Source organism: Rouxiella sp. Mn2063 (assembly GCF_049319665.1).
Taxonomy (GTDB): Bacteria; Pseudomonadota; Gammaproteobacteria; order Enterobacterales; family Enterobacteriaceae; genus JBMOUD01.
In genome coordinates, this window is the sequence record NZ_JBMOUD010000002.1 from 421,461 (window position 1) to 446,656 (window position 25,196).

General features: G+C 49.5%; 29 protein-coding genes. 25 read left to right on the forward strand and 4 right to left on the reverse strand.

Features of this window, described 5'->3' with window-relative positions; all coding sequences use genetic code 11:
* Positions 1-40 precede the first annotated feature (40 nt).
* Positions 41-643, forward strand: a complete 603-nt coding sequence (locus ACL9RG_RS05315) for a LysE family translocator (RefSeq protein WP_422791551.1) — start codon at positions 41-43, stop codon at positions 641-643.
* Positions 644-739: 96 nt separating this feature from the next.
* Here the strand turns inward: ACL9RG_RS05315 and ACL9RG_RS05320 are convergent, their stop codons facing one another.
* A complete protein-coding gene (locus tag ACL9RG_RS05320; protein WP_422791552.1) occupies positions 740-1,090 on the reverse strand; it encodes a DUF3147 family protein in 351 nt (116 codons plus the stop codon).
* Between the two features lie 52 nt (positions 1,091-1,142).
* Positions 1,143-2,258, reverse strand: coding sequence for a nickel/cobalt efflux protein RcnA (locus tag ACL9RG_RS05325; RefSeq protein WP_422791553.1), 1,116 nt, complete (start codon positions 2,256-2,258; stop codon positions 1,143-1,145).
* Positions 2,259-2,361: 103 nt separating this feature from the next.
* Between ACL9RG_RS05325 and ACL9RG_RS05330 the strand changes: the two genes are divergently transcribed.
* The 11 genes from ACL9RG_RS05330 to ACL9RG_RS05380 all read left to right on the forward strand — a co-directional run bounded on the left by ACL9RG_RS05330 (position 2,362) and on the right by ACL9RG_RS05380 (position 11,483).
* Positions 2,362-2,637 (forward strand): metal/formaldehyde-sensitive transcriptional repressor, encoded by a 276-nt coding sequence (locus tag ACL9RG_RS05330; RefSeq protein ID WP_422791554.1) that lies wholly within the window; start codon positions 2,362-2,364, stop codon positions 2,635-2,637.
* Between the two features lie 565 nt (positions 2,638-3,202).
* Complete coding sequence (gene tauA, locus ACL9RG_RS05335; RefSeq protein WP_422791555.1) at positions 3,203-4,219, forward strand: taurine ABC transporter substrate-binding protein; 1,017 nt, start codon at positions 3,203-3,205, stop codon at positions 4,217-4,219.
* Between the two features lie 9 nt (positions 4,220-4,228).
* Complete coding sequence (tauB, locus tag ACL9RG_RS05340) at positions 4,229-4,996, forward strand: taurine ABC transporter ATP-binding subunit (protein WP_422791556.1); 768 nt, start codon at positions 4,229-4,231, stop codon at positions 4,994-4,996.
* A complete protein-coding gene (gene tauC / locus ACL9RG_RS05345; RefSeq protein WP_422791557.1) occupies positions 4,993-5,817 on the forward strand; it encodes a taurine ABC transporter permease TauC in 825 nt (274 codons plus the stop codon). Before tauB ends, tauC begins: the two co-directional genes overlap by 4 nt.
* Positions 5,814-6,665: a taurine dioxygenase gene (tauD, locus tag ACL9RG_RS05350; protein ID WP_422791558.1), complete on the forward strand. Its 852-nt coding sequence runs from the start codon at positions 5,814-5,816 to the stop codon at positions 6,663-6,665. Before tauC ends, tauD begins: the two co-directional genes overlap by 4 nt.
* A 122-nt stretch (positions 6,666-6,787) precedes the next feature.
* Positions 6,788-7,126 (forward strand): tRNA-binding protein, encoded by a 339-nt coding sequence (locus ACL9RG_RS05355; RefSeq protein WP_422791559.1) that lies wholly within the window; start codon positions 6,788-6,790, stop codon positions 7,124-7,126.
* A 48-nt stretch (positions 7,127-7,174) separates the two neighbouring features.
* The gene (locus tag ACL9RG_RS05360) at positions 7,175-8,332 is read left to right on the forward strand and encodes a glycerate kinase (protein WP_422791560.1); all 1,158 of its coding nucleotides are present in this window, start codon (positions 7,175-7,177) and stop codon (positions 8,330-8,332) included.
* A gap of 201 nt (positions 8,333-8,533) precedes the next feature.
* On the forward strand, positions 8,534-9,640 hold the full coding sequence (locus tag ACL9RG_RS05365; RefSeq protein WP_422791561.1) for a catalase family peroxidase: 1,107 nt from the start codon (positions 8,534-8,536) through the stop codon (positions 9,638-9,640).
* Positions 9,637-10,179, forward strand: a complete 543-nt coding sequence (locus ACL9RG_RS05370; protein WP_422791562.1) for a cytochrome b — start codon at positions 9,637-9,639, stop codon at positions 10,177-10,179. Before ACL9RG_RS05365 ends, ACL9RG_RS05370 begins: the two co-directional genes overlap by 4 nt.
* Positions 10,180-10,221: 42 nt before the next feature.
* On the forward strand, positions 10,222-10,734 hold the full coding sequence (locus ACL9RG_RS05375) for an RNA polymerase sigma factor (RefSeq protein ID WP_422791563.1): 513 nt from the start codon (positions 10,222-10,224) through the stop codon (positions 10,732-10,734).
* Positions 10,731-11,483 (forward strand): anti-sigma factor family protein, encoded by a 753-nt coding sequence (locus ACL9RG_RS05380; RefSeq protein ID WP_422791564.1) that lies wholly within the window; start codon positions 10,731-10,733, stop codon positions 11,481-11,483. Before ACL9RG_RS05375 ends, ACL9RG_RS05380 begins: the two co-directional genes overlap by 4 nt.
* Before the next feature lie 66 nt (positions 11,484-11,549).
* On the opposite strand, the gene ACL9RG_RS05385 is transcribed toward ACL9RG_RS05380, so the two are convergent.
* Positions 11,550-13,475 carry an ABC transporter ATP-binding protein gene (locus ACL9RG_RS05385; RefSeq protein WP_422791565.1) on the reverse strand — a complete coding sequence of 642 codons (1,926 nt, stop codon included), beginning with the start codon at positions 13,473-13,475 and terminating at the stop codon, positions 11,550-11,552.
* Between the two features lie 258 nt (positions 13,476-13,733).
* On the opposite strand from ACL9RG_RS05385, the gene kefG reads away from it, so the two are divergent.
* From kefG to slyD, 4 genes are all read left to right on the forward strand, one after another.
* Complete coding sequence (kefG, locus tag ACL9RG_RS05390; protein WP_422791566.1) at positions 13,734-14,285, forward strand: glutathione-regulated potassium-efflux system ancillary protein KefG; 552 nt, start codon at positions 13,734-13,736, stop codon at positions 14,283-14,285.
* A 1-nt stretch (position 14,286) separates the two neighbouring features.
* Complete coding sequence (kefB, locus tag ACL9RG_RS05395) at positions 14,287-16,095, forward strand: glutathione-regulated potassium-efflux system protein KefB (protein ID WP_422791567.1); 1,809 nt, start codon at positions 14,287-14,289, stop codon at positions 16,093-16,095.
* A 14-nt stretch (positions 16,096-16,109) separates the two neighbouring features.
* Positions 16,110-16,313 (forward strand): YheV family putative zinc ribbon protein, encoded by a 204-nt coding sequence (locus ACL9RG_RS05400; RefSeq protein WP_422791568.1) that lies wholly within the window; start codon positions 16,110-16,112, stop codon positions 16,311-16,313.
* A 211-nt stretch (positions 16,314-16,524) separates the two neighbouring features.
* Positions 16,525-17,118, forward strand: coding sequence for a peptidylprolyl isomerase (slyD, locus tag ACL9RG_RS05405; protein WP_422791569.1), 594 nt, complete (start codon positions 16,525-16,527; stop codon positions 17,116-17,118).
* A 911-nt stretch (positions 17,119-18,029) separates the two neighbouring features.
* On the opposite strand, the gene ACL9RG_RS05410 is transcribed toward slyD, so the two are convergent.
* Positions 18,030-18,248, reverse strand: a complete 219-nt coding sequence (locus ACL9RG_RS05410; RefSeq protein WP_422791570.1) for a protein SlyX — start codon at positions 18,246-18,248, stop codon at positions 18,030-18,032.
* Positions 18,249-18,516: 268 nt separating this feature from the next.
* On the opposite strand from ACL9RG_RS05410, the gene fkpA reads away from it, so the two are divergent.
* From fkpA to ACL9RG_RS05455, 9 genes are all read left to right on the forward strand, one after another.
* The gene (gene fkpA / locus ACL9RG_RS05415; protein WP_422791571.1) at positions 18,517-19,386 is read left to right on the forward strand and encodes an FKBP-type peptidyl-prolyl cis-trans isomerase; all 870 of its coding nucleotides are present in this window, start codon (positions 18,517-18,519) and stop codon (positions 19,384-19,386) included.
* A 347-nt stretch (positions 19,387-19,733) separates the two neighbouring features.
* Complete coding sequence (locus tag ACL9RG_RS05420; RefSeq protein ID WP_422791572.1) at positions 19,734-20,456, forward strand: helix-turn-helix transcriptional regulator; 723 nt, start codon at positions 19,734-19,736, stop codon at positions 20,454-20,456.
* A 2-nt stretch (positions 20,457-20,458) separates the two neighbouring features.
* Positions 20,459-20,845, forward strand: a complete 387-nt coding sequence (tusD, locus tag ACL9RG_RS05425) for a sulfurtransferase complex subunit TusD (RefSeq protein ID WP_422791592.1) — start codon at positions 20,459-20,461, stop codon at positions 20,843-20,845.
* A gap of 20 nt (positions 20,846-20,865) precedes the next feature.
* Positions 20,866-21,225: a sulfurtransferase complex subunit TusC gene (tusC, locus tag ACL9RG_RS05430; RefSeq protein ID WP_422791573.1), complete on the forward strand. Its 360-nt coding sequence runs from the start codon at positions 20,866-20,868 to the stop codon at positions 21,223-21,225.
* 12 nt (positions 21,226-21,237) lie between these two features.
* Positions 21,238-21,525 (forward strand): sulfurtransferase complex subunit TusB, encoded by a 288-nt coding sequence (gene tusB / locus ACL9RG_RS05435; protein WP_422791574.1) that lies wholly within the window; start codon positions 21,238-21,240, stop codon positions 21,523-21,525.
* Positions 21,526-21,667: 142 nt separating this feature from the next.
* Positions 21,668-22,042 (forward strand): 30S ribosomal protein S12, encoded by a 375-nt coding sequence (rpsL, locus tag ACL9RG_RS05440; protein WP_422791575.1) that lies wholly within the window; start codon positions 21,668-21,670, stop codon positions 22,040-22,042.
* 96 nt (positions 22,043-22,138) lie between these two features.
* Complete coding sequence (gene rpsG / locus ACL9RG_RS05445; RefSeq protein ID WP_169405524.1) at positions 22,139-22,609, forward strand: 30S ribosomal protein S7; 471 nt, start codon at positions 22,139-22,141, stop codon at positions 22,607-22,609.
* Between the two features lie 99 nt (positions 22,610-22,708).
* Positions 22,709-24,823, forward strand: a complete 2,115-nt coding sequence (fusA, locus tag ACL9RG_RS05450; RefSeq protein ID WP_422791576.1) for an elongation factor G — start codon at positions 22,709-22,711, stop codon at positions 24,821-24,823.
* A 74-nt stretch (positions 24,824-24,897) separates the two neighbouring features.
* Positions 24,898-25,196 (forward strand): GTP-binding protein (locus tag ACL9RG_RS05455; protein WP_422791577.1); only part of this gene is annotated, 299 nt, incomplete at its 3' end.

The following is a 25,196-nucleotide window of genomic DNA, read 5'->3' on the forward strand; positions in this document are numbered from 1 at the left end:
TCATCACTGATGACATATCTTGGGTAGGATACCTTATTAAATGGAAATTGGTTTCTTTCTATCAATGCTTGGCTTTTTATGGGTCGCGGCAATTACGCCAGGCCCGAATAATATGCTATTAACCACCTCCGGCGCCAATTTTGGTTTTGTCCGTTCGTTACTGTTGATGATCGGCATCATGTTGGGGATGCAAAGCATCATGCTATTGGTGGCGTTTGGCGTCGGTAGCCTGATTCTGGTTTATCCGCTGCTGCATACTATCCTGAAAGTACTCGGTAGCCTTTATCTGTTATGGCTGGCCTGGAAAGTGGCAACTTCAGCTTATGAAACCTTAGAGGTAGGTGTCGCACCTCCCAAGCCTTTACGTCTTTATCAAGGTTGGTTATTGCAGTTCCTTAACCCGAAAGCCTGGCTGATGGGATTAGGTGCCGTTGCCAGTTTCAGTTTGCCGGGAGCGGCCTACAATCAGTCAATTGCGGCCATCGCGCTGGGCATCTTTTTAGTCAATCTTGTAGCGGGAGTTATCTGGCTGGGTTTTGGCACGGTGATTGGCCGTCTGCTGCACAGCCGGCGCTCATGGTACACCTTTAATATCTCTATGGGGCTATTAACCGCTGCCTGCGTGTTATTGATTTGGCGTTAATGGGTGGTCTGGCGTGAATAGTTTATCGAATGCTAGTAGTTAATTTGATCCTGATGTTTAGTGTATTGACGACAAAGGCATTTACTAAAAATTTCTTCACAATAATTGAATCCCAAATCGCCGCACGACCATGGCATAGAGGATAAATAGCAGTACGGTAACGACACAGCAGATGGCCAGAGTCGGCCAAAAACCAAAGCGGTTGAGCAGCACAGGGAATAAAAGAAACATCGGCAGCGTCGGTACGACATACCAGAATGTGTACCACGCGTGATTGGCAATTTTATTGAGCGGCTGGCCTTCTACTTTCATCCAAATTAATACCAAGATGGTGACTAGCGGCAGAGCGGCCAGCAACCCGCCCAGCCTGTCGCTGCGTTTCGCCACTTCCGACACCAACACGACAACGCTGGCAGTGATGGCATATTTTATCAGTATCCAGAACATGTTGTTTCTTACCTTAGCGTAATGTGGCCGGCTTATCGCCGGCCAAAGAAAGTTATATCGCAACGTCATGAAAACCGTGCATCGCCATGTAGAATCCCACCACGGCGATCAGCGCACTGGAAAAATAGGGGGCACGGCGTGCCAGCGTGGAGAAGCCGCTCCAGCGTTTGCTAACATGGCGTACGCTATAGGCCGCGCCCACACCAACGGTAACCAGCGTGAGTGCTAATCCGATGCTGAAGCAGAAAACGAGCGCCGCACCGAGGGCAAACTTTTTCACCTGGATGCATAACAGCAAGACGGTAATCGCCGCCGGGCAAGGGACTAATCCGCCGGTCAACCCGAACAGCAGAATTTGCCCGTTGGTGACATCGCGATTAGCAAAGCGTTTGCTGATATCACTGGCATGCGCACGTTCGTGAGCATCCTGATATTCCTGTGAACCCTGTTCCAGCCCATCCAACTTGGCATGATCGTGTGCATGTTCATGCTCTTGGAAATCAACCTCATAGCTGTGGAAGTGGTGGCCGTGTCCAAGGTGTAAACGCACCTTGAATTCATGCGGTTCTGGAATGATCTCCTCTGATACCAACAAGCCATCTTGCTGCTTAAAGATAAAGCGTTGTGTACTGCCGTCAGCACGCTCAGTTTCTAGTGTGGCATCATTAGCCTGCCATTTTTGCCCTGATAGCGTTTGTAAATTCCAACGCGGCGGTGCGTTGACTTCAACAATTTCCAGCCTGACCTCGCCATGGCCGGTATTGATGATTCTCACTTCGTCATGATCGTGATGATCGCCAGATTGCGAGGCTTTCCATTGACGTTGATCTGACCAGGTGCGCCAAAACATCCAGGCTGCGGTACCAATAATAATGGCGCCGGAGATCAGCTGGAACCAAGGTTCTACGGCTTCTGGCGTAAATTTCCTGCTGATCATCATCCCGCTCATGGCCACGAGCCAAACGACCACGGTATGTGAAAGGGTCGCAGCCAGGCCAAGCATCACGGCCTGTTTAACCGTTCCTCGGATGGCGACAATAAAAGCGGCCATCATGGTTTTTGAATGGCCTGGTTCAAGGCCATGTAAGGCCCCTAGCAATATGGCGCTAGGGATGAAGATAAGAGCACTTGACGTGCCATGATTGAGTAATGCGGCAAAGTCGGTCATGTTAGCGGCTCGAAATGATAGTATTAAAGTAAAGGTTCTGGCTGTCCCCAGAACATAAATATACTATACCCCAGTATACTATTAGATCAACATGGAGATCGAAATGGCGCATATTATTTCCAATCAGAAAAAACTACTGGCTCGAATTCGCCGGATAAAAGGCCAAGCCGAATCTCTTGAAAAGTCGATCGGCTCAGAGAATGAGTGCATCAACATATTGCAGCAGATCGCGGCTATTCGCGGCGCGGTCAATGGGTTGATGAGCGAAGTGATGGAAGGACATATCCGTGAGCATCTGATGAATGAGAACGAAACGCCGGCGCAGCGAGAAGCCGATATGGAAGAGATCGTGTCGGTGATCAGGTCTTATTTGAAATAAACATATAAAAGTAATGACCAAGCCATTGAGTTTGATGGAAAAGCCATCCAGCTCGTCATCATAAAACTGGTTATGGCAGCGTTGTGCAGGTTCGGGCGCTTATGAATACATCGTAATATGTCAGCGTTGTCGAACGCGCCCGGCAAGGGTTTAAGGCGAAACCCTTGCATCCCCGCCTTACGCTTAAACTTATCGGGTCGCTGCGCGACTGCCCGCACTCTCTGCTTCGGCCGGGTGGGTCGGCTGAGACGGTCGTCCCTGACCGGCTCAACCTAAATCGACCGTCCTTGGTCGATTTCCCCTGGCCTCATTCGTTCGTTTGGCCGACAAGATGCGCTGTTGAAGGTCAAAAGGGCTAAAGTCAAAAGAGCTAAAGTCAAAATAGAGAGGGTCAAAAGAGGGGTTAAAGGCTTTATTGCAATAGTTTGGTTCTTATCTGATTTTCTTATATATTCCAAAAGGTAATTAAAGATAATTTCTAATTACTTTAAGTGCGCCATTCGCTCGGCTACAACAGTCATCACACCCTGAGAATTTCTGATGATCTTTTGTGGAGCACCTGATTATGGCGAGCAACCTTTTTACCCCGTTTAGACTTTCTGTTCCAAAAGCCCGCACTCTGGCGCTGTTGCTGTCGGTGAGTGCCGCTAGCGCTTACGCAACGGATGTGACCGTGGCTTATCAAACGTCGGCGGAACCGGCAAAGGTGGCTCAGGCCGACAATACCTTCGCAAAAGATTCAGGCGCAAAAGTCGAGTGGCGCAAGTTTGACAGTGGCTCCAGCGTGCTGCGGGCGTTAGCGTCAGGTGATGTACAGATTGGTAATATCGGCTCCAGCCCGTTAGCCGTGGCTGCCAGCCAAAAATTACCGATTGAAGCCTTCCTGCTGGCCTCTGAACTAGGCAGCTCTGAAGCCTTTGTGGTGAAGAAAAATATTACCTCGCCAAAAGATTTGATTGGCAAGCGTATCGCCGTGCCTTTTATCTCAACCACCCATTACAGCCTGCTGGCCGCGCTTAAGCATTGGGGTATTGACCCTAAACAGGTGACGATTGTTAACCTGCAACCCCCAGCCATTGCGGCGGCGTGGGAGCGCGGAGATATCGATGGCGCTTACGTTTGGGCACCGGCGGTCAACGAACTCGAGAAAACGGGTCACGTACTTACAGATTCTTCGCAGGTCAGTAAATGGGGTTCACCAACGCTGGATGTGTGGGTAGTGCGCAAAGACTTCGCTGCCGCACATCCTGATATCGTTACCGCCTTTGCCCGTAGCGCGTTAGCCGCACAGGGTGATTATCTGCAACAACCGGAAAAATGGCTTAAAGATAGCCACAATATTGAGATCCTCTCACGCTTAAGCGGCGTGCCGGATGCACAAATTCCAGGATTAGTGCAGGGCAACCGCTATTTGCCAGTCGCTGACCAGATCACTCAACTGGGACAGCCGGTAGATAAGGCAATTAAAGATACCGCTGCATTCTTGAAAGAGCAGGGCAAAATCCCGCAGCTTGATAGCGATTACAGCAGCTACGTCACCGATCGCTTTGTTAAAGCGGTACAAGCAGCACCGAAATCTTAAGGAGGGCGTATGCTTCAGGTTTCTCACCTCTCGGCCAACTATCAGGGGCGACCTGCGCTGAAAGATATCTCATTAGAGATTGGTAATGGTCAGTTAGTGGTCGTTTTAGGCCCGTCAGGTTGTGGCAAAACAACCTTGCTCAATCTGATTGCCGGATTCATTGCGCCATCTTCCGGCACGATTACGCTGGATGATAAGCCGGTAACCGGGCCGGGAGCCGATCGCGGCGTGGTGTTTCAGCATGAAGGGCTGTTGCCGTGGCGCGATGTGTTGAGCAACGTGGAGTTTGGCCTGCAATTGGCTGGTGTGAGTAAAACCGAACGTCAGGAAACCGCGCGGCGGGTGCTAAAAAAAGTCGGGTTAGCCGATTATCAGCACCACGCGCTGTGGCAACTGTCGGGCGGGATGCGTCAGCGAGTGGGGATTGCCCGCGCGCTGGCGGCAGATCCGCGACTGTTGCTGCTCGATGAGCCTTTTGGCGCTTTAGATGCCTTTACTCGTGAACAGATGCAAGAACTGCTGCTCAACATCTGGCGTGATACCGGCAAACAGGTGCTATTGATCACCCACGATATTGAAGAAGCGGTATTTCTGGCCAGCGAGCTGCTATTGCTGTCACCTGGTCCGGGGCAAGTGGTCGAACGTTTGAAACTGAACTTTGGCAAGCGTTATGCCGATGGCGAAGCTTGCCGTGCCATCAAATCAGATCCTGAATTTATCGCCCAGCGCGAATATGTTTTGAGCAAAGTGTTTCAACAGCGTGAGGTGCTGATATGAGTCTCGATTCTACTTTGTCAGCGCCTGCCTCGGCTCGCAAACGTCAGCGTATTCCGCGCAACGTACGTTTGAGTATTGCCACCATTGTGGTGCTGCTGTTTGTCTGGTGGGCAGTAACGGCATTAAAACTGATCCCGCCATTGTTTTTACCTGCGCCGCAGCAGGTCTTGCATCAGCTGTGGGTGATTGCCAGCCCACAAGGTTTTATGGATGCCACGCTATGGCAACACCTTGGCGCGAGTTTGGCTCGTATTTTAGTAGCACTGCTGGCAGCCGTTATTATTGGGGTACCCGTCGGTATTGCGATGGGCTTGAATGAAACCCTGCGCGGCATTCTCGACCCGCTGATTGAATTATATCGGCCGGTGCCGCCATTGGCCTACCTGCCGTTGATCGTCATTTGGTTTGGCATCGGCGAAACGTCCAAAATCTTACTGATTTATTTGGCGATTTTTGCCCCGGTCGCTATGTCAACCCTGGCCGGTGTCCGTAGCGTATCGCAAGTTCGAGTACATGCTGCGCAAGCCCTGGGTGCCAATCGCCTCCAAGTACTGCGTTTTGTGGTATTACCCAGCGCATTACCTGAAATTCTCACCGGTATCCGCATTGGATTAGGCGTTGGCTGGTCAACGCTGGTGGCAGCAGAACTTATCGCCGCCACGCGAGGACTCGGTTTTATGGTGCAATCTGCCGGTGAGTTTTTGGCAACAGATGTGGTTATTGCGGGGATCGGCGTCATTGCCTTGATCGCCTGTGCTTTAGAACTGGGCCTGCGGGCTGTACAACGTAAATTAACGCCTTGGCATGGAGAACAACAATGAACGAGCGACTCAATATTACGCCACTTGGCCCTTACATTGGCGCACAAGTTGACAATGTCTCGTTGGTGAGACCTTTATCAGATGCCCAGTTTGAGCAGCTTTACCATGCCTTGTTAAAACATCAGGTGTTGTTTTTCCGCAACCAACCGGTCACGCCACATCAGCAGCGTGCATTAGCGGCACGTTTTGGCGATTTGCATATTCATCCGGTGTATCCGCATGCGCCGGATGTCGAAGAAATTATCGTGCTGGATACCCATGATGATAATCCACCGGATAACGACACTTGGCATACCGATGTGACCTTTATCGAGACGCCGCCCGCTGGCGCAATTTTGGCGGCAAAACAATTGCCCAGCACGGGAGGGGATACTTTATGGACCAGCGGAATTGCTGCCTATGAGGCGCTCTCTGAGCCCTTTAAAAAATTATTAGCGGGATTGCAGGCTGAACATGATTTCACCAAGTCTTTCCCGGAATTCAAACATCGTAAGACGCCGGAAGAGCACCAGCAGTGGCAGAGTGCAAAAGCCAAGAATCCACCGTTGCTGCATCCGGTTATTCGTACCCATCCGGTGAGTGGTAGACAGGCGCTGTTCGTTAACGAAGGCTTTACCACCCGGATTGTCGATTTGAGCGAAAAAGAGAGCAGTACGCTGCTGAATTTCTTGTTTAGTCATATCACTAAACCGGACTTCCAGGTGCGTTGGCGCTGGCAGGAGAATGATATTGCCATCTGGGATAACCGCGTGACGCAACATTATGCTAATGCCGACTATCTGCCACAGCGCCGTATTATGCACCGCGCTACGATTTTAGGAGACAAGCCGTTTTATCGTGAGGGTTGAAGATATCACCACGAAAATTTTATGGCTTCATCACGTAAACGCCTCGCCTTTTTGCAAAGGTGGGGCGTTTGATAAATACTTCTGCACATATTTTGATGCTGATAATGTGGGCGGAATTAAAGATGGAACAGATTGAATGGGGCGATTTTACTAAAGTCGAATTAAGGGTCGGCAAAGTTATCGAGGTAGCCTCTTTTGAAAAAGCCAGAAAACCGGCTTTTATTCTGCATATCGATTTTGGCCCGGAGATTGGCATCAGGAAGTCCAGTGCCCAAATCACTCAGCTTTATAACCCCGACACGTTGCTTAACAAGCTGGTCGTTGCCGTGGTTAACTTCCCTAAAAAACAGATCGGACCAATACAATCAGAATGTTTAGTCACGGGATTTCATGACGAACAAGGACGGGTTGCTCTTTGCGTGCCGGACTTCGATGTACCGCTGGGCACCAAATTGCTCTAATGATCTGGCGTTTGCTCGTCATCCATGGATTGACTCTCGAGAGGCCGCATGAAGAACATCCGATTTGTATTGGCTCCAGACTCCTTTAAAGAAAGTATGACCGCTAAACAAGTGTGTCAGGCAATGGAAGCCGGTTTGAAAATACTTTTTCCAGAGGCGGAATTTATTCATGTGCCGATGGCTGACGGTGGCGAAGGGACGATGCAATCATTAATTGATGCCACGGGCGGGGAAATCTACTCAAAAACTGTTAGCGGGCCGGTCGGTCAAAACGTGGCCGCTCAGTTTGGCATCATCCACTCTCAGCAAACTGCTGTCATAGAAATGGCATCCGCCAGCGGTATTCAATACACCAACCAACACACCAAGAACCCGCTTGAAGCTACGACGTATGGCACAGGAGAGTTAATCAAGGCGAGCCTTGATAAAGGGGTGAAGAAAATCATTCTTGGTATTGGTGGCAGTGCCACTAATGATGGCGGTGCAGGGATGGCCGCCGCGCTTGGCGTGAGATTTTTAGATAAACATGGCGCTGCATTGCCACCCGGCGGCGGTGCGTTAGGTTTGTTGAGTACAATTGATATTAGCGGCATGGATTCGCGTATTGCGGATGTTGAGTTCATTGTTGCTTGCGATGTGACGAACCCATTGTGTGGCGAAACCGGTGCATCAAACGTCTTTGGCCCACAAAAAGGCGCTACGCCAGAGATGATCGCTACCCTGGATGCCGGGTTAGCGCATTATGCCCAGATTATTTTCGAACAATTGGGGCGGGTGGTTAAAGATGTCCCGGGGGCGGGCGCTGCCGGTGGTTTGGGGGCGGGCTTGATGGCTTTCACCCAATGCAACATGGCGCGTGGGATTGATATTGTGACTGAGTATTCAGGGCTAAGTGATAAATTGCGCGGCGCTGACTATTGTTTGACTGGCGAAGGCGGGATTGATTTTCAAACCAAATTTGGCAAAACCCCTTATGGCGTCGCACAAGTGGCGAGATCTCATGGTGTGCCGGTCATCGCTCTCGCAGGTTATATCGGCGCGGGAGTGAATGAGCTGTATTCAGAAGGTATTGACGCGATTTTTGGCATAGTACCGGGGGCGGCGTCTATCGAGACCTTGCTGGCTCAAGGGCCAGAAAATATTGCGCGTACCTGTGAGAATATCGGCAGGTTACTGAAGCTTTCACCGGCTGGCTGGACTAAATAGATGCAGCATTATGAGCATCGTTTGATGTGGTAAAAATAATTTTTCCCTGCTGGGAATAAAATACATCATGGTTCGTCTTATAGGCTCAATGCACAACGAGATATATCCAAAATAATTGAAGTTGCCTCAAGGGAGCGCAGCCAACACAGAAGCAACTTCAAGTATGGCAGGTATGAATACCTTATTCTGTGAGCTTATAATATGCCTAAACCCCGTTCTTCCTTGCGCGATGCGCCTGACAACCCAAAACCCTCCGCCAGTCTTTCCACAAGGGCAGCAATATGGCCGCGCCTTGCTCTGGTGGCGCTAATTCCTGTAGTGATTTGCGCGTTATTTGCCTGGGCGTGGGGGATATTCTCGCCTGAGCGTCTTTCACCGGACACATTGGTCAACGCGTTGGAAAAAACCGGCGGTGTCCATCCTGGTTATCGTCGTAATCATGCGAAAGGCATTTGTGTCGCAGGCTATTTTGAGGCCAACGGCAATGCCAGCACGATTTCAAAAGCCAGCGTATTTCGTCAGGGGCGCACGCCGGTTATCGGCCGCTTTGCGATTGCCGGTGATAATCCCAATGCGCCTGATGGTGCGGTACCGGTACGCAGCCTGGCACTACAATTTAAAACCGCCGATGGGCAAGAGTGGCGGACCGGCATGAATGCTCTGCCATTTTTTTCGGTATCCACCCCACAAGGGTTTTTAGCTCAACAGCAGGCAGCACAGCCCGATCCGGCGACGGGGAAACCCGACCCTGCCAAGATGCAGGCATTTCTAGCTGCCTATCCACAAGCGCGGCCGTTTTTTTCCTGGGTTAAACAGTATGTTCCAACGTCGAGCTGGGCTAGCGATAGCTTTAACAGCTTGAATGCTTTTCGTTTTATTGATGCGCAAGGTACTAGTCACAATGTCCGCTGGAGCATGGTGACACAAACTGCCGCTACGCCAATCAGCGCCGCAGATAAAGCGAACCCGCTGTTCTTGCAGCATGATTTGCAGCAGCGTTTGTCATTGGCACCGCTGAAGTGGAATTTAATCATCACCTTGGCAGACAAGAATGATCTGACTACTGATGCAACTAAAGCCTGGCCGGATAACCGCCAAAAAATCAATGCAGGTACGTTGGTACTGACCTCGTCTCAAGAACAAGACGTTGGCCATTGTCGCGATATTAATTATGACCCGCTGGTGCTGCCAAACGGTATTGCCGGTTCGGACGATCCGCTGCTGAGTGCGCGCTCTGCGGCGTACTCTACGTCTTTCAATCGTCGTACTCATGAAGAAGCTCAGGCACATCAAGGAGCGGGACTATGAACTCACCTCGCCATTTTCATCCAGTTTTGCGTCTGGTTCATTGGCTAATGGCCTTACTTATTATGGCCATGCTGTTTATTGGTGTTGGCATGGTATCGACCGTTTCATCGCTACATGAGACGCTCATTTCATTGCATAAACCGCTGGGCATTGCGCTCTTGCTGCTGGTGGTTGTACGACTCTATTTGCGTTTTCGCTACCCAACGCCGGCACTACCTGCTCAGTTGCCTGCCGCCCAAAAACGCGTAGCGTATTTATCACATTGGCTGTTATACGCGTTGATGTTGCTTCAGCCATTGCTTGGCTGGGCGATGCTTTCTGCCGCGGGCTACCCGATTACGCTATGGGCGGGTTTTACCCTGCCGCCGCTGCTGGGGAAAAACATTGATCTCTATGCATTGCTGTGCCCGGCGCATACTTGGGTCGCTTTACTGCTTTTTATCGCGATATTGGCACACTTAACGGCGGCTTTATTTCATGCGTTAATCCTGCGTGATGGCGTCTTTAGCAGCATGTCAGGTAATAAACATCGTGGCTAAAAATAAGCGATGGCTTTGGTTATTGATGAAGGTGGAAGGCGTATGCCAGAGTTGACCGAGGGGGAAGTGAGGGAAATGCTGCCTCATTTGCAGCGTTTTTCCCTATGGCTAACGCGCGATCCTCATTCGGCTGAGGATTTGGTGCAGTCTTGTCTGGAGAAAGCACTGGCGCAGAGTAAATCCTTAAAGAATGCGCCGAGCCTGCGGGCTTGGCTGTTCTCCATTCTTTACCGCCAGTTTATTGATGGTCAGCGGCGTAAGCGGCGATATCAGCGTATTTTATCGTTATTCACCGGGGAGGATACTGAGGTGGTGTCTTCGGCTGAAGAGATGATGATTAACGATGATATGCTAGCGGCATTCGCCCAGTTACCCACGGAACAGCGAGCGTTGTTAATTTTAGTCAGTGTCGAAGGGCTCAGCTATAAAGAGGTTGCCCAGACGCTGGATATTCCATTAGGAACGGTCATGTCTCGGTTGTCTCGAGCGCGTAAACAGTTACAACAATGGGGAGAAGGCAGCGCTTCCCCCGGGGTATTAAGGAGATTGAAATGAATCCATTACCTCCCGAAGAGCAAGACTTACATGCTTACGTTGATGGTCAGCTTGATGAAGAGCAGCAACAGTGGGTTAAACAATACTTAGAAGAGCAGCCGGCGATCGCGGCGCAGGTTGCCAAATGGCAGGCAGATGCACAAGGCCTGCGTATCGCTCTCGATGCGTTTACCCCGCCGCTGGCACCGCGTTCTGTGCCATTACAGAGCGTACGCTCTCGAGTAAAAAAACGCCGACAGCTGCGCGTAGCCATGGCGTTTACGGTAATTTTCTCGTTGGGAATGGGGGGCGTGGGGGGCTGGCAGTTGCATGCAGGCAGTGAACAACATGCAATATTGCCAATGGAAGATGCCATTCAGGCTTATCGCTTGTTTAGCAATGATCATGTGAAAGCTTTGGATGTGGTCGCTAAAGACAATAACCAGATGAACCTGTGGATGAGTCAATATTTTATCAACGGTAATCTGCCGCCAAATCTGGAGAATTACGGGTTCAAAATTATTGGTGGGCGTTTGATGGCAACTGACCGCGGCCCATCAGCCCTGATTGTGTATCAAGATGCCGCCGGTATGCGAGTCACGTATTACATTCGGCCTTCTGGCGCATTAGATATCGGTAAAGGCGAACGTAAGGCCGATAATTTGATGGCACAATACTGGAGCGACAAGCGTTATAACTATGCGGTGATAAGCCCGGCGAACAGCACTCAGGTTGCGCCATTACAAAAGGCTATTGCAGATTATACCTAGGACAGTAAACCGCTTGCTGACATTGGCCGACAAGGCACGCTTGGCGGCCAATGATCTGTGCAACAGTTATTGTGATGTGTCAATTTCAAAGGCTTTTGACAGCGTTTCTAGTTCTTCCTGTGCGTCTAGCCAGGTCATTTCAGTCTCTTCCAACGCGCCTTTTACTTTGATCTGCTGTTGCAGACAGGCGGTGAGATCGGCTTTGCGAGCGCTGTCGTAAATTGCAGAGTCAGCCAGCTTGGCTTCAATCTCAGCCAGTTCTGCACCCAGTTTATCCAGCTGTTTTTCTAGCTGAGTTATCTGTTTACGCAGCGGCTGTGTTTGATTACGGAAGTCTGCTTCACGACGCTTTTGATCTTTACGTGACTGAGCGCTGTTCACGCCAGTTTCTTTGGCTGGCGCATCTTGCTGGCTTTCCTGACGCTGAATATCCACCAGCCACTGCTGGTAATCATCCAAATCACCGTCGAACTGCTCAACTTTGCCGCCGTGTACCAGATAGAGATCATCGGTGGTCGAGCGTAACAGGTGACGGTCGTGCGAGACGACAACCATCGCGCCTTCGAAGTCGATCAGGGCTTCGGTTAGCGCTTGGCGCATATCTAAATCCAGATGGTTAGTCGGTTCATCGAGCAGCAGCAGGTTAGGGCGCTGCCAGACGATTAGCGCCAGCACCAGACGGGCTTTTTCACCACCGGAGAAGCGCTCGGTTCTTTCAGTGACTTTATCGCCCTGGAAACCAAAGCCGCCGAGATAATCGCGCAATTGTTGCTCGGTTTCTTTAGCGGCTAAGCGAGTCAGATGCTGCAAGGGGGATTCATCGGCGCGTAAAAATTCCAACTGATGCTGGGCGAAGTAACCCAGTTTGACGCCTTTCGCCAGACCAATATCACCGGACAGCGGCGGCATAGTGCCAGCCAGCAGTTTGATCAGCGTTGATTTACCTGCACCGTTGCGGCCTAACAACCCAATGCGCGAGCCAGGCACCAGATTGAGCTTAATTGACTCAAGGATGGTGTTGTCACCATAACCGGCGCTGACTTTTTCCATGCGCAACAATGGGTCGGGCAGGCTTTCTGGCGAGCGGAAGCTAAAGTGGAATGGGTTATCGACGTGCGCAGGGGCGATAAGCTCCATACGTTCAAGCATTTTGATACGACTCTGCGCCTGTTTGGCTTTGGTCGCCTGTGCGCGGAAACGATCAATGTAACTTTGCAGGTGGGCGACTTTTTCTTGCTGATGCTCAAACAGCGACTGCTGTTGTGCCAGCTTGGTCGCACGTTGACGTTCGAACGACGAGTAGTTGCCGGTATATTCGTTGAGCGTTTGCTGTTCGATATGCAGAATTTTATCGACAATGGGATCGAGAAAATCACGGTCGTGGGAAATCAGCACCAGCGTACCGTTGTAGCTTTTCAGCCATTTTTCCAGCCAGATAACCGCATCAAGATCTAAGTGGTTAGTCGGTTCATCAAGTAATAATAGGTCCGAGCGGCAGATCAGCGCTTGTGCCAGGTTCAGACGCATACGCCAGCCGCCGGAGAATGATTTTACCGGTTGTTGTAGCTGATTTTGCGTAAAACCTAAGCCACTTAATAAGCTGGCGGCACGTGCGGGAATAGTCCAGGCCTGAATCGCATCAAGTTTGCCGTGGACGCTGGCAATCGCATGGCCGTCGTCGCGTTCATTGGCCGCCTGTAATTCAGACTCAAGCTGACGAAATTCTCGGTCACCATCGATAACATACTCTATGGCGGGAACATCGAGAGCAGGCGTTTCCTGATTAACCCAGGCTAATGCCCAGTTATTAGGGAAACTCAGATTGCCAGCATCCGCGCTCATTTCATTTTTTAAAAGCGAGATGAGTGTCGATTTTCCGCACCCATTTTTACCCACTAAGCCCACTTTTTGGCCGGGGTTAATCGTGGCAGACGCATTGTCCAGCAAGACGTTGGTGCCACGCCGAATTTGTAACGAGGAGATAACAATCATAGTGTGCCGTCAGTTTATACCCGTCATAATTCGAACTGCAGGGGCGTTGGCTGCTTTCATTCACCTCAGTCACTTAGTTAACTAAGTTCCTAAGGATTCATTCAATTGCCGTCTACCTGCATCTCGAATTTTTTTGAATATAGAGTATGTTAAATTGTCATAAAATTAGGTTAAACAAGACGCAGTGCGTCCCATTTGTGTATTTGCGAAGCATGGTAACGGAAAAACCGCACCCTGACGACGCTTTGGAGGTTATTGATGTCGCAGCCACCAAAGGTTTTGCTGCTGTATGCTCACCCCGAGTCACCTGATTCTGTCGCCAACCGCGTGTTATTAGAACAAGCCAATAAGCTTGAGCACGTTACTGTGCACGATCTTTATGCTCACTATCCCGATTTTTTTATCGATATTCATCATGAACAGCAGTTGCTACGTGAGCATAAAGTGATTGTTTTTCAATATCCCCTTTATACCTATAGCTGCCCTGCTTTATTAAAAGAGTGGATGGATCGCGTATTAGAGCGTGGTTTTGCCAGCGGCGCCGGAGGGAATGCCTTGCTTGGAAAATATTGGCGTTCGGTTGTGACAACAGGGGAGCCGGAAGGCGCTTATAAAATTGGCGGATACAATCGCTATCCGATGACCGACATTCTGCGTCCTTTTGAGCTGACTGCCGCAATGTGTCATATGCATTGGCTGTCGCCGATGATTATTTATTGGGCGCGCCGCCAGCCGAAAGAGGTGCTGCATAGCCATGCACAGGCTTACGGTGAATGGCTGCAATCTCCTATACCTCATGGGGGATTGTGATATGGACGGCACGAATATCGTTACGGCGATTATGATGTTCCTGTTTGCTGCCGTGGTGGCGGTGCCTATTGCTCAGCGCCTGGGAATTGGTGCGGTATTAGGCTATTTGCTGGCGGGTATCGCCCTTGGCCCCTGGGGCTTAGGTTTTATCCGTGATGTGGATGAGATTTTGCACTTCTCCGAACTGGGCGTGGTGTTCCTGATGTTTATCATCGGGCTGGAGCTTAATCCTGGGAAGCTATGGCAATTACGCCGGCAAATTTTTGGCGTGGGGGCCGGACAGGTGCTCCTCACGGCTGCGGTGCTGACCGGCGTGCTGTATATCACCAATTTTGCCTGGCAAGCGGCGCTGATTGGTGGCATTGGTTTTGCCATGTCATCAACGGCCATGGCGCTGCAATTGATGCGTGATAAAAGTATGACCCGCAATGAAGGCGGTCAGCTCGGTTTTGCCGTGCTGCTATTCCAGGATATTGCGGTGATCCCGGCGTTAGCGTTAATTCCTATTCTTGCCGGTACCTCGCAAGGCGGCAACGATTGGGGCATGGTCGCGATGAAGGTGCTGGCCTTCGCAGGTATGTTGATTGGCGGGCGTTATTTACTGCGTCCGCTATTCCGTTTGATTGTGGCGTCTGGCGTGCGTGAGGTCTTTACTGCCGCGGCATTGTTGGTGGTGCTGGGGTCGGCCTTCTTCATGGAGTCGCTAGGTTTCTCAATGGCGCTGGGCACCTTTATCGCCGGTATTTTATTGGCGGAAAGTGAATATCAGCATGAGCTGGAAATTGCTATCGAGCCATTCAAAGGGCTGTTGCTGGGGTTGTTCTTTATCTCGGTTGGGATGGCGCTCGATTTAGGTGTGCTCTATAGCCATTTGCTATGGGTATTAGTTGGCGTTGCGGTATTGGTTTCTGTAAAGAGCTGCGTGTTGTATCTGTTGGCTCGTTTGTTTGGTTTGAGTCGTTCTGTGCGCCTGCAATTTGCTGGCGTGTTGAGTCAGGGCGGTGAATTCGCGTTTGTCTTGTTCTCAGCTGCTGGGGCGCAAAAAGTCTTGTCGGCAGACCAACTGCCGCTGTTGTTAGTCATTGTGACGTTATCGATGATGACAACGCCGGTGTTAATGCAGGTCATCGATCGTATTCTGGCCAGACGTTATAACGACACGGAAGAAAGCGACGAAAAGCATTATGTTGAGGACGATGAGCCTCAGGTGATTATTGTTGGCTTTGGGCGTTTTGGTCAGGTGATCGGGCGACTGCTGATAGCCAACAAAATGCGTATTACCGTGCTTGAGCGTGATATTAGCGCGGTGAACCTGATGCGCACTTATGGTTATAAAGTCTATTATGGTGATGCGACTAAGCTCGAGATGCTGCGAGCCAGCGGTGCGGAACAGGCTCAATCTATCGTGATTACCTGCAATGAGCCGGAAGATACGATGGAGATTGTTCATCTGTGCCAACAGCATTTCCCGCAATTGCAGATCCTGGCGCGTGCACGTGGTCGTGTTGAAGCTCATGAGTTATTGCAGGCTGGTGTGAAAAACTTCTCGCGTGAAACATTCTCCAGTGCCCTTGAATTAGGCAAAAAAGCCCTGATTACGTTGGGGATGCATCCACATAATGCGTATCGTGCTCAGCAACATTTCAAACGGCTGGATATGCGGATGTTGCGTGAGTTAGTGCCGCAGGTTAAAGGAGATGTTGCGCAGATCTCTCGTATAAAAGAAGCGCGTCGGGAGTTGGAAGATATTTTCGAGCGTGAAATGCATAATGAGCGTCGTCGCTTGGATGGCTGGGATGATGACGAATAGCGGAGAAAAGGATAATGGCTGCAACACGTAAACGTTTTATTGCAGGCGCGGTATGCCCAAAGTGTAAAGCGTTAGATACGTTGGCGTTATGGCAAGAAGATGGTGTTGAAGTGGTGGAATGCGTTAAGTGCGGTCACCACCAGCGCCAAACCGACGCACAAGTTGAAAAACACGTTCGTCGTGATGAGCAGGTTATCGGTATTTTTGATCCGAAGTAGTATTCTGGCGGCTTTTTTTATGCTGAACGGTACAGCGGCGTGGTTTTCCGCTACAATCTTCGCCAAATTTATTCGTTATCGGCTTCTGTTTACAAAACGATGACGTCACTGAATTGCCTAAAGTAGTGATAGATAGCTGAGGGTTTCTTTGGCCATTGCTACTCAAAAATTAGCGCTACTCAAAACGTAGTATCCAACGGTAGGAGTTATCATGAAAGTATCAAAAGACCTGGTTGTAAGCGTTGCATATCAGGTACGTACAGAAGACGGTGTATTAGTTGACGAGTCTCCGGTTAGTGCACCGTTGGACTACCTGCACGGTCATGGTTCACTGATCTCCGGCCTGGAAAATGCGCTGGAAGGCCATGCTGTTGGCGATCGTTTCGATGTGCACGTAGGTGCTAACGATGCATACGGCAATTACGATGAGAACTTGGTTCAACGCGTTCCTAAAGACGTGTTTATGGGGGTTGAAGAGCTGGAAGTGGGTATGCGCTTCCTGGCTGACACCGACCAAGGTCCAGTTCCAGTTGAAATCACTGAAGTTGACGGTGACCACGTAGTGGTTGACGGTAACCATATGCTGGCTGGTCAGAACCTGAACTTCAACGTTGAAGTTGTGGCGATTCGTGAAGCGACTGAAGAAGAGCTGGCTCACGGCCACGTTCACGGTGAGCACGGTCATGACCATGGTCACGACCACGACCACGGTTGCTGCGGTGGCCACGGCCACGATCACAGCCATGAACACGACCATGACCACGGTAAAGGTGGTTGCGGTAACGGCGGATGCGGTTGCCATTAATGATGGCATGACCGTGCCATGTGCGGTCTGTGTTGTTTGAAGGAGGGGGGCGCTTGTTGATACAAGCGCCCCCCTTTTTTATCCCCTGGATGGGAATCTAGACCGAGATTCAGGCGGTTTTGTAAAACCGAGAACGGTGGATATTTCTTTTTCTCAAGCTTGACCTAGCTTGACAGGGGGTTGAAAAACCGGGAACGGTGAGTATTTCGGTTTCCGAATTGCAGTTCTCAATGTGGCTTCTCAGCCGAAACCGAGCAAAGGCGCGTGGGCGCGCTCCTTTGCAATCCTGCGCCTTTTCAAACTTCAACACGGCCATCCAGTGGAGGCTATGTTTCAGGTACTACTGTGACAGGCGCAAATTTCATGGCTCCGCCATCCCTTCCTTGGATTCGAGCCTGCTTCGCCGTCTCTCCATCACTCGTCAGTGAAATTTTGAGTGCGCCTCACCAGCGTTTTTAAGGCCAAAATCTAAACTGCCTTTGCTTTTTTGTTTTTTCTGTTGATTTAAAAGCCGCTAAGCGCACTCAACATTTCACCGGTAAGTGATTAAGAGACAACAGCGTTATCGTTGGCTCGTATCCGCAGCCGGGCATCCCTGATGGGATGAAATTTGCGCTATCACGAAAGCTGCTGAAATATGGCCTCCGCTGGACTGGATATCGATGTGATAAAAAGGCGTGGGATCGCGAAGGGGGGCGCCACCCCCCTTGGCTCGGTTTTAGCTGCGAGACCACATTGAGCATAGCATTTGAAAAACCGAAAATTACACTATTCCGGTTTTAATAACCGAACAAGCACGGTCATTGCTTCAAAAACCGAAATATTCTCGATCTGCTTTTAGAAAAAGATTTCTCCAAGTTTATAAAACTTGCTTTCTCACCCCGCGGCCGAGCGAAAAACCCACTTAATAATCAATAGTGTGGTGGAGGCGTCTCTTCCGACTGGTCGGCAATATTTGATGGCTGGGTGGCGCGTAATCTGTCGGTTAACAGGCGCAGGTGATCGTGCAATTTGCTCATTTCCATCTGATGTTCAGTGACAATCAGATTTAACTCTTCAATCGTCACTTCTTGAAAAGCTAAACGGCTTTCCAGCAGTTCCAGGCGTTGCTCAAAAGTATTTTGGTCCATGATAGCGTAACCCCTTATACCGGCACGCGATTGCATGCGACATGTAAATTAAGCTGATTATTCTACCTGCAAACGGCTCATACCTAAATCATCATGTTAGCCATAGGTTTTCTAAGTGCTTATCGAAACTTATTGATGCAAAAAAGGTCATAATAAAACGCGTTCGGTGCGTATAGAGATTGTCATCTCTTGATAGAGGCAGTTATATTAACCGGCGAATTTTCGTAATTGTTACTTGGGCAACGTGTTCCAAGTCTTGGAGAAATGGATGAAATCACTGTTTAAAGTAACGCTGTTGGCTACTACGATGGCACTTGCGCTGAATGCAACTCAGGTTATGGCCGACGATGCTGCAAAAGCGACTGCTGATACGGCAGCTGCACCGGCAGCGGCTACTGCACCTGCGACAGCAGCGGCGCCAGCAGCAACAGATACTACCAAGTTTAAAAGTGATGATGAGCAGGCTGCTTACGCGCTGGGTGCCTCATTTGGCCGCTACATGGACAACTCTCTGAAAGAACAAGAGAAACTTGGCATTAAGCTGGATAAAGATCAATTAATCTCTGGTATCCAGGATGCGTTTGCTAACAAAACCAAACTCTCCGATGCTGATATCGAGAAAACACTACAAACCTTCGAAGGCCGTGTGAAAGAAGCGGCTCAGGCTAAAGTAGATCAAGACGCTAAAGTTAACGCTGATAAAGGCGACAAGTTCCGCGCTGAGTTTGCCAAAGAAAAAGGCGTGAAGACCACTAAATCTGGTTTGCAGTATCAGGTTGAGAAACCAGGTACCGGTGCAGAACCTAAAGATAGCGACACTGTTGTTGTTAACTACAAAGGTACATTGACTGACGGGACTGAGTTCGATAACTCTTACACCCGTGGTGAACCTTTGTCATTCCGTCTTGATGGTGTTATCCCAGGTTGGACTGAAGGCCTGAAACACATTAAGAAAGGCGGTAAAATCAAACTGGTTATTCCACCAGCATTGGCATACGGTAAAACGGGTGTCCCAGGTATCCCAGCTAACTCTACTCTGGTATTTGAAGTAGAGCTGTTGGATATCAAGCCAGCACCAAAAGCTGACGCAAAAGACGCTGAGAAACCAGTTGATGCAGCAGCAGCTAAAGCTGAATAAGTTTTTTTATTGCCAGTAAATAAACCGTCGCATAAGCGGCGGTTTTTTTTCGCCATACCTCTCTATCTCACCTTTATTTGACTGTGGTTATTCTATGATGATTACTTGACGATGTTACGTTGCGGGCATACCGTCATTGTTCACCAGAAGCATTTTTCAGTACGTAAAGTGTTCAAGGTGTAAAATGTTTACTGTGTAAATTGTTCAATAAACGGCGTGTTCAAAGTATAAAAATAAGGGTAGGGGCGTTTGTGTTATGAATTTGTTACACTGCGGCCTAGTGAGATTGAATGATGAGCCTTGTCCCTGACGTTGGGTAGAGGTAGATGCTGAGGGTGGTAGCTTCGATGTCTAATTCGCTTTTAAATGGCGAAATCGGTGAACTGGATTTACTGGATCAACGTCCTTTCAGTGCAACTGACCATGAAATATTGGCCTCTTATGAGGCAGTCGTTGACGGGTTGGCAATGTTAATTGGCCAACACTGTGAGATCGTTTTGCATTCCTTGGAAGATTTGAAGTGCTCAGCGGTGCGCATAGCCAACGGAGAACATACTGGACGTAAGATTGGCTCGCCAATAACTGATCTTGCTCTGCGGATGTTGCACGAAATGAGGGGTGCAGACAGTAACGTCTCCAATGCCTATTTTACCCGCGCAAAAAGTGGCGTACTGATGAAGTCAGTCACCATTGCTATTCGTAATCGGGAACAGCGTTCTATTGGTTTGTTGTGCATCAACATGAACCTTGATGTGCCTTTCTCGCAAATCATCAAAACCTTCATGCCGCCTGAAGCGCAAGAATCTGCCCCAGCGGTTAATTTCGCCTCTTCAGTCGATGATTTGGTTGCTCAAACCCTTGAGTTCACCATTGAAGAAGTTAACGCCGATCGTAATGTCTCTAACAATGCCAAAAATCGTCAAGTGGTACTGAACCTCTACGAGAAAGGTATTTTTGATATTAAAGATGCCATTAACCAAGTGGCAGAGCGACTTAATATCTCTAAACACACGGTGTATCTATATATCCGCCAGTTCAAAAGTGGTGATTTGGTGGGGAACGAGCGTTGAGTCTGCGTTATTGCATTTTAGTAACGGGCCCGGCTTATGGTACACAGCAAGCGAGTGCCGCTTATCAGTTTGCGTTGGCTCTGTTATCGCGTGGTCACCAGATTGCTAGCGTTTTCTTTTATCGCGAAGGCGTACTTAACGGCAATCTGCTCTCTTCTCCGGCATCAGATGAGTTTGATTTAGTCCGCGCATGGCAGCGACTGGCTGCGGATCATCAGGTTGAACTGCATTTATGCGTTGCTGCTGCATTGCGTCGTGGCGTGATTGATAGCAATGAAGCCGCCAATCAAGGGCTGCAGGTTTCTAATCTTCAGGCTGGATTCACTTTTACGGGACTGGGTAGCCTGGCGGAAGCGGCGCTCAGTTGTGACCGTTTGATGCAGTTTTAAGCGCGGAGCCATTCATAACGATGAAAAAGGTCGCATTCCTTTTTACTCAAGGACCACATACCTCGTCTGCTGGTCGCGAAGGACTTGATGCTTTACTGGCGACGTCTGCGCTGACGGATGAGATTGGCGTATTTTTTATTGGCGACGGTGTTTTTCAACTGTTATCAACCCAGCAGCCTGAAAAAATATTAGCCCGAGATTATATCGCCACCTACGGTGTTTTATCGCTGTACGATATCGACAAATGCTATCTCTGTGCATCATCAGCCGAGAGTCGGGGACTATCTGATTATGCAGATTGGGTGCTTAGCGTTGAGAAGTTAGCGCCAGAGATGCTGCGTCAGGTATTGGCATCCTATGATGCCGTCATGACTTTTTAAACGAGACTGTAGATGCTGTATACCTTGGCCCACTCACCACAACACTGTGATTTTGGCGCGCTTATCGAACTGATCGGCCCTGATGATGTGCTGTTGCTGATGCAAGACGGCGTATTTGCTGCACTGCAAGGTTCTCAAGCGCTTAAGCAATTAACATCACGTGATTTGCTTGTTTATGCGTTATGTGAAGATTTACAGGCACGCGGAATTGCTGCTCAAATTTCACACAATATTGCTGTGATCGACTATACTGGTTTCGTCACCTTAAGTGAGAAACACATTCAGCATATTGCGTGGTGATTTATCTAAATGCTGTATATTTCTTGACACCCTTCAAGGTCAGCAATAAAATTCTGCGTCCCATATTAGCGTTTGCTGATCGTGGGGCGATTTATCACGTGTTTACAAAGTAGTTTACGAACCAAAATCCAGGAGCTTTTTAATGGCAACAATTAATCAGCTGGTACGCAAACCACGCTCTACGAAGGTTGCTAAAAGCAACGTTCCTGCGCTGGAAGCTTGCCCGCAAAAACGTGGCGTATGTACTCGTGTATATACTACCACTCCTAAAAAACCGAACTCCGCATTGCGTAAAGTATGTCGTGTTCGTTTGACTAACGGTTTTGAAGTTACCTCCTACATCGGCGGTGAAGGTCATAACCTGCAGGAGCACTCCGTGATCCTGATCCGTGGCGGTCGTGTTAAAGACTTGCCAGGTGTGCGTTATCACACCGTCCGTGGCGCGCTGGACTGTTCAGGCGTTAAGGACCGTAAACAAGCTCGTTCTAAATACGGCGTTAAAAAGCCGAAGTCTTAATGGTTCTCCGTTAAGTAAGGCCAAACATTTTCACTTTAATGTCAAAATAAACTCGTAGAGTTTTGGACAATCCTGAATTAACAACGGAGTATTTCCATGCCACGTCGTCGCGTCATTGGTCAACGTAAAATCCTGCCAGATCCTAAGTTCGGGTCAGAGTTGTTGGCTAAATTTGTAAATATCCTGATGGTAGATGGTAAAAAATCTACTGCAGAAGCAATCGTCTACACTGCACTTGAGACCCTGGCTCAACGTAGCGGTAAAGATAGCCTGGAAGCTTTCGAAGTCGCTCTGGACAACGTCCGTCCGACCGTCGAAGTTAAGTCCCGCCGCGTAGGTGGTTCTACTTATCAGGTACCGGTTGAAGTACGTCCGGTTCGTCGTAATGCCTTGGCAATGCGTTGGATCGTTGAAGCTGCTCGTAAACGCGGTGATAAATCCATGGCTCTTCGCCTGGCGAACGAACTTTCTGATGCTGCAGACAACAAAGGTACTGCTGTTAAGAAACGTGAAGACGTTCACCGCATGGCTGAAGCCAACAAGGCGTTCGCACACTACCGTTGGTAATAATTACCCTGTAGTAGTTATGCTAACCAAGCGGGCGTCAACTTTGGCCAACCCGCTTGGCTTAACCGAACTTGAACGCCCTAGTAATAGAGGAATCAAATGGCTCGTACAACACCCATTGAGCGCTATCGTAACATCGGTATCAGTGCTCACATCGACGCCGGTAAGACTACCACTACCGAACGTATTCTGTTCTACACCGGTGTAAACCACAAAATCGGTGAAGTTCATGACGGCGCTGCCACCATGGACTGGATGGAGCAGGAGCAGGAGCGTGGTATTACCATCACTTCTGCAGCAACAACTGCATTCTGGTCTGGTATGGCTAAGCAGTTTGAGCCACACCGCGTAAACATCATCGACACCCCAGGACACGTTGACTTCACCATCGAAGTAGAACGTTCTATGCGTGTTCTTGATGGTGCTGTAATGGTTTACTGTGCTGTTGGCGGCGTTCAGCCACAGTCTGAGACCGTATGGCGTCAGGCTAACAAATATAAAGTTCCACGCATCGCGTTCGTTAACAAAATGGACCGTATGGGCGCGAACTTCTTGAAAGTTGTAGGCCAGATCAAATCCCGTCTGGGCGCGAACCCTGTTCCGCTGCAGTTGGCGATTGGTGCTGAAGAGAAATTCACCGGTGTTATCGACCTGGTGAAAATGAAAGCTATCAACTGGAACGACGAAGATCAGGGCGTTACCTTCGAATACGAAGATATCCCAGCTGACATGCAGGACCTGGCTGACGAATGGCACCAGAACCTGATCGAGTCTGCTGCAGAAGCTTCTGAAGAGCTGATGGAAAAATACTTGGGCGGCGAAGAGCTGACCGAGGAAGAAATCAAGACTGCTCTGCGTCAACGCGTTCTGAACAACGAAATTATCCTGGTTACCTGTGGTTCTGCATTTAAGAACAAAGGTGTACAGGCGATGCTGGATGCGGTAATCGATTACCTGCCAGCACCAACTGACGTACCAGCAATCAACGGTATTCTGGACGACGGTAAAGATACTCCAGCTGAGCGTCACGCTAGCGATGAAGAGCCATTTGCTGCACTGGCATTCAAAATTGCTACCGACCCGTTCGTTGGTAACCTGACGTTCTTCCGTGTGTACTCTGGTGTTGTTAACTCCGGTGACACCGTACTGAACTCAGTAAAAGCTGCACGTGAGCGTTTTGGTCGTATCGTTCAGATGCACGCTAACAAGCGTGAAGAGATCAAAGAAGTTCGTGCAGGCGACATCGCTGCTGCAATCGGTCTGAAAGACGTGACTACTGGTGACACTCTGTGTAACCCAGATAACGTCATCATTCTGGAGCGTATGGAATTCCCTGAACCGGTAATCTCCATCGCTGTAGAACCGAAAACCAAAGCTGACCAAGAAAAAATGGGTCTGGCTCTGGGCCGTCTGGCTAAAGAAGACCCATCATTCCGCGTATGGACTGATGAAGAGTCTAACCAGACAATCATCGCAGGTATGGGTGAGTTGCACCTGGACATCATCGTTGACCGTATGAAGCGTGAATTCAACGTTGAAGCAAACGTCGGTAAACCTCAGGTTGCTTACCGCGAAGCAATTCGCGCGAAAGTTACTGATGTTGAAGGTAAGCACGCGAAACAGTCTGGTGGACGCGGTCAGTACGGCCACGTTGTATTCGATCTGTATCCGCTGGAGCCAGGCTCAAATCCGAAAGGTTATGAGTTCATCAATGACATCAAAGGTGGTGTAATTCCTGGTGAATTCATCTCCGCGATCGATAAAGGCGTCCAGGAGCAGCTGAAAGCTGGTCCATTGGCTGGTTACCCGGTAGTAGATATCGGTGTTCGTCTGCACTTCGGTTCTTACCATGACGTTGACTCCTCTGAGTTGGCGTTTAAACTGGCAGCTTCCATCGCCTTTAAAGATGGCTTTAAGAAAGCAAAACCTGTGCTTCTTGAACCTATCATGAAGGTTGAAGTTGAAACTCCAGAAGAGAACACTGGTGACGTCATCGGTGACTTAAGCCGTCGTCGTGGTCAACTGAAAGGTCAGGAATCTAACGCTACTGGCGTTCAGATTCACGCTGAAGTTCCGTTGTCCGAGATGTTCGGATACGCAACTCAATTGCGTTCTCTGACCAAAGGTCGTGCTTCTTACTCCATGGAGTTCCTGAAGTACGATGATGCACCGAGCAACGTTGCTCAGGCCGTTATCGAAGCTCGTGGCAAATAATAAGCCTTCGAGTTTAATACATTGATCCCGTGCTCTCTCCATAAGGGGGGAGCACAAGAGTAAGGAATATAGCCGTGTCTAAAGAAAAATTTGAACGTTCCAAACCGCACGTTAACGTTGGTACTATCGGCCACGTTGACCACGGTAAAACTACCCTGACTGCAGCAATCACTACCGTTTTGGCTAAAGCTTACGGCGGTTCTGCTCGTGCATTCGACCAGATCGATAACGCACCAGAAGAAAAAGCTCGTGGTATCACCATCAACACTTCTCACGTTGAATATGACACCCCAGCACGCCACTACGCGCACGTTGACTGCCCAGGGCACGCCGACTACGTTAAAAACATGATCACCGGTGCTGCTCAGATGGA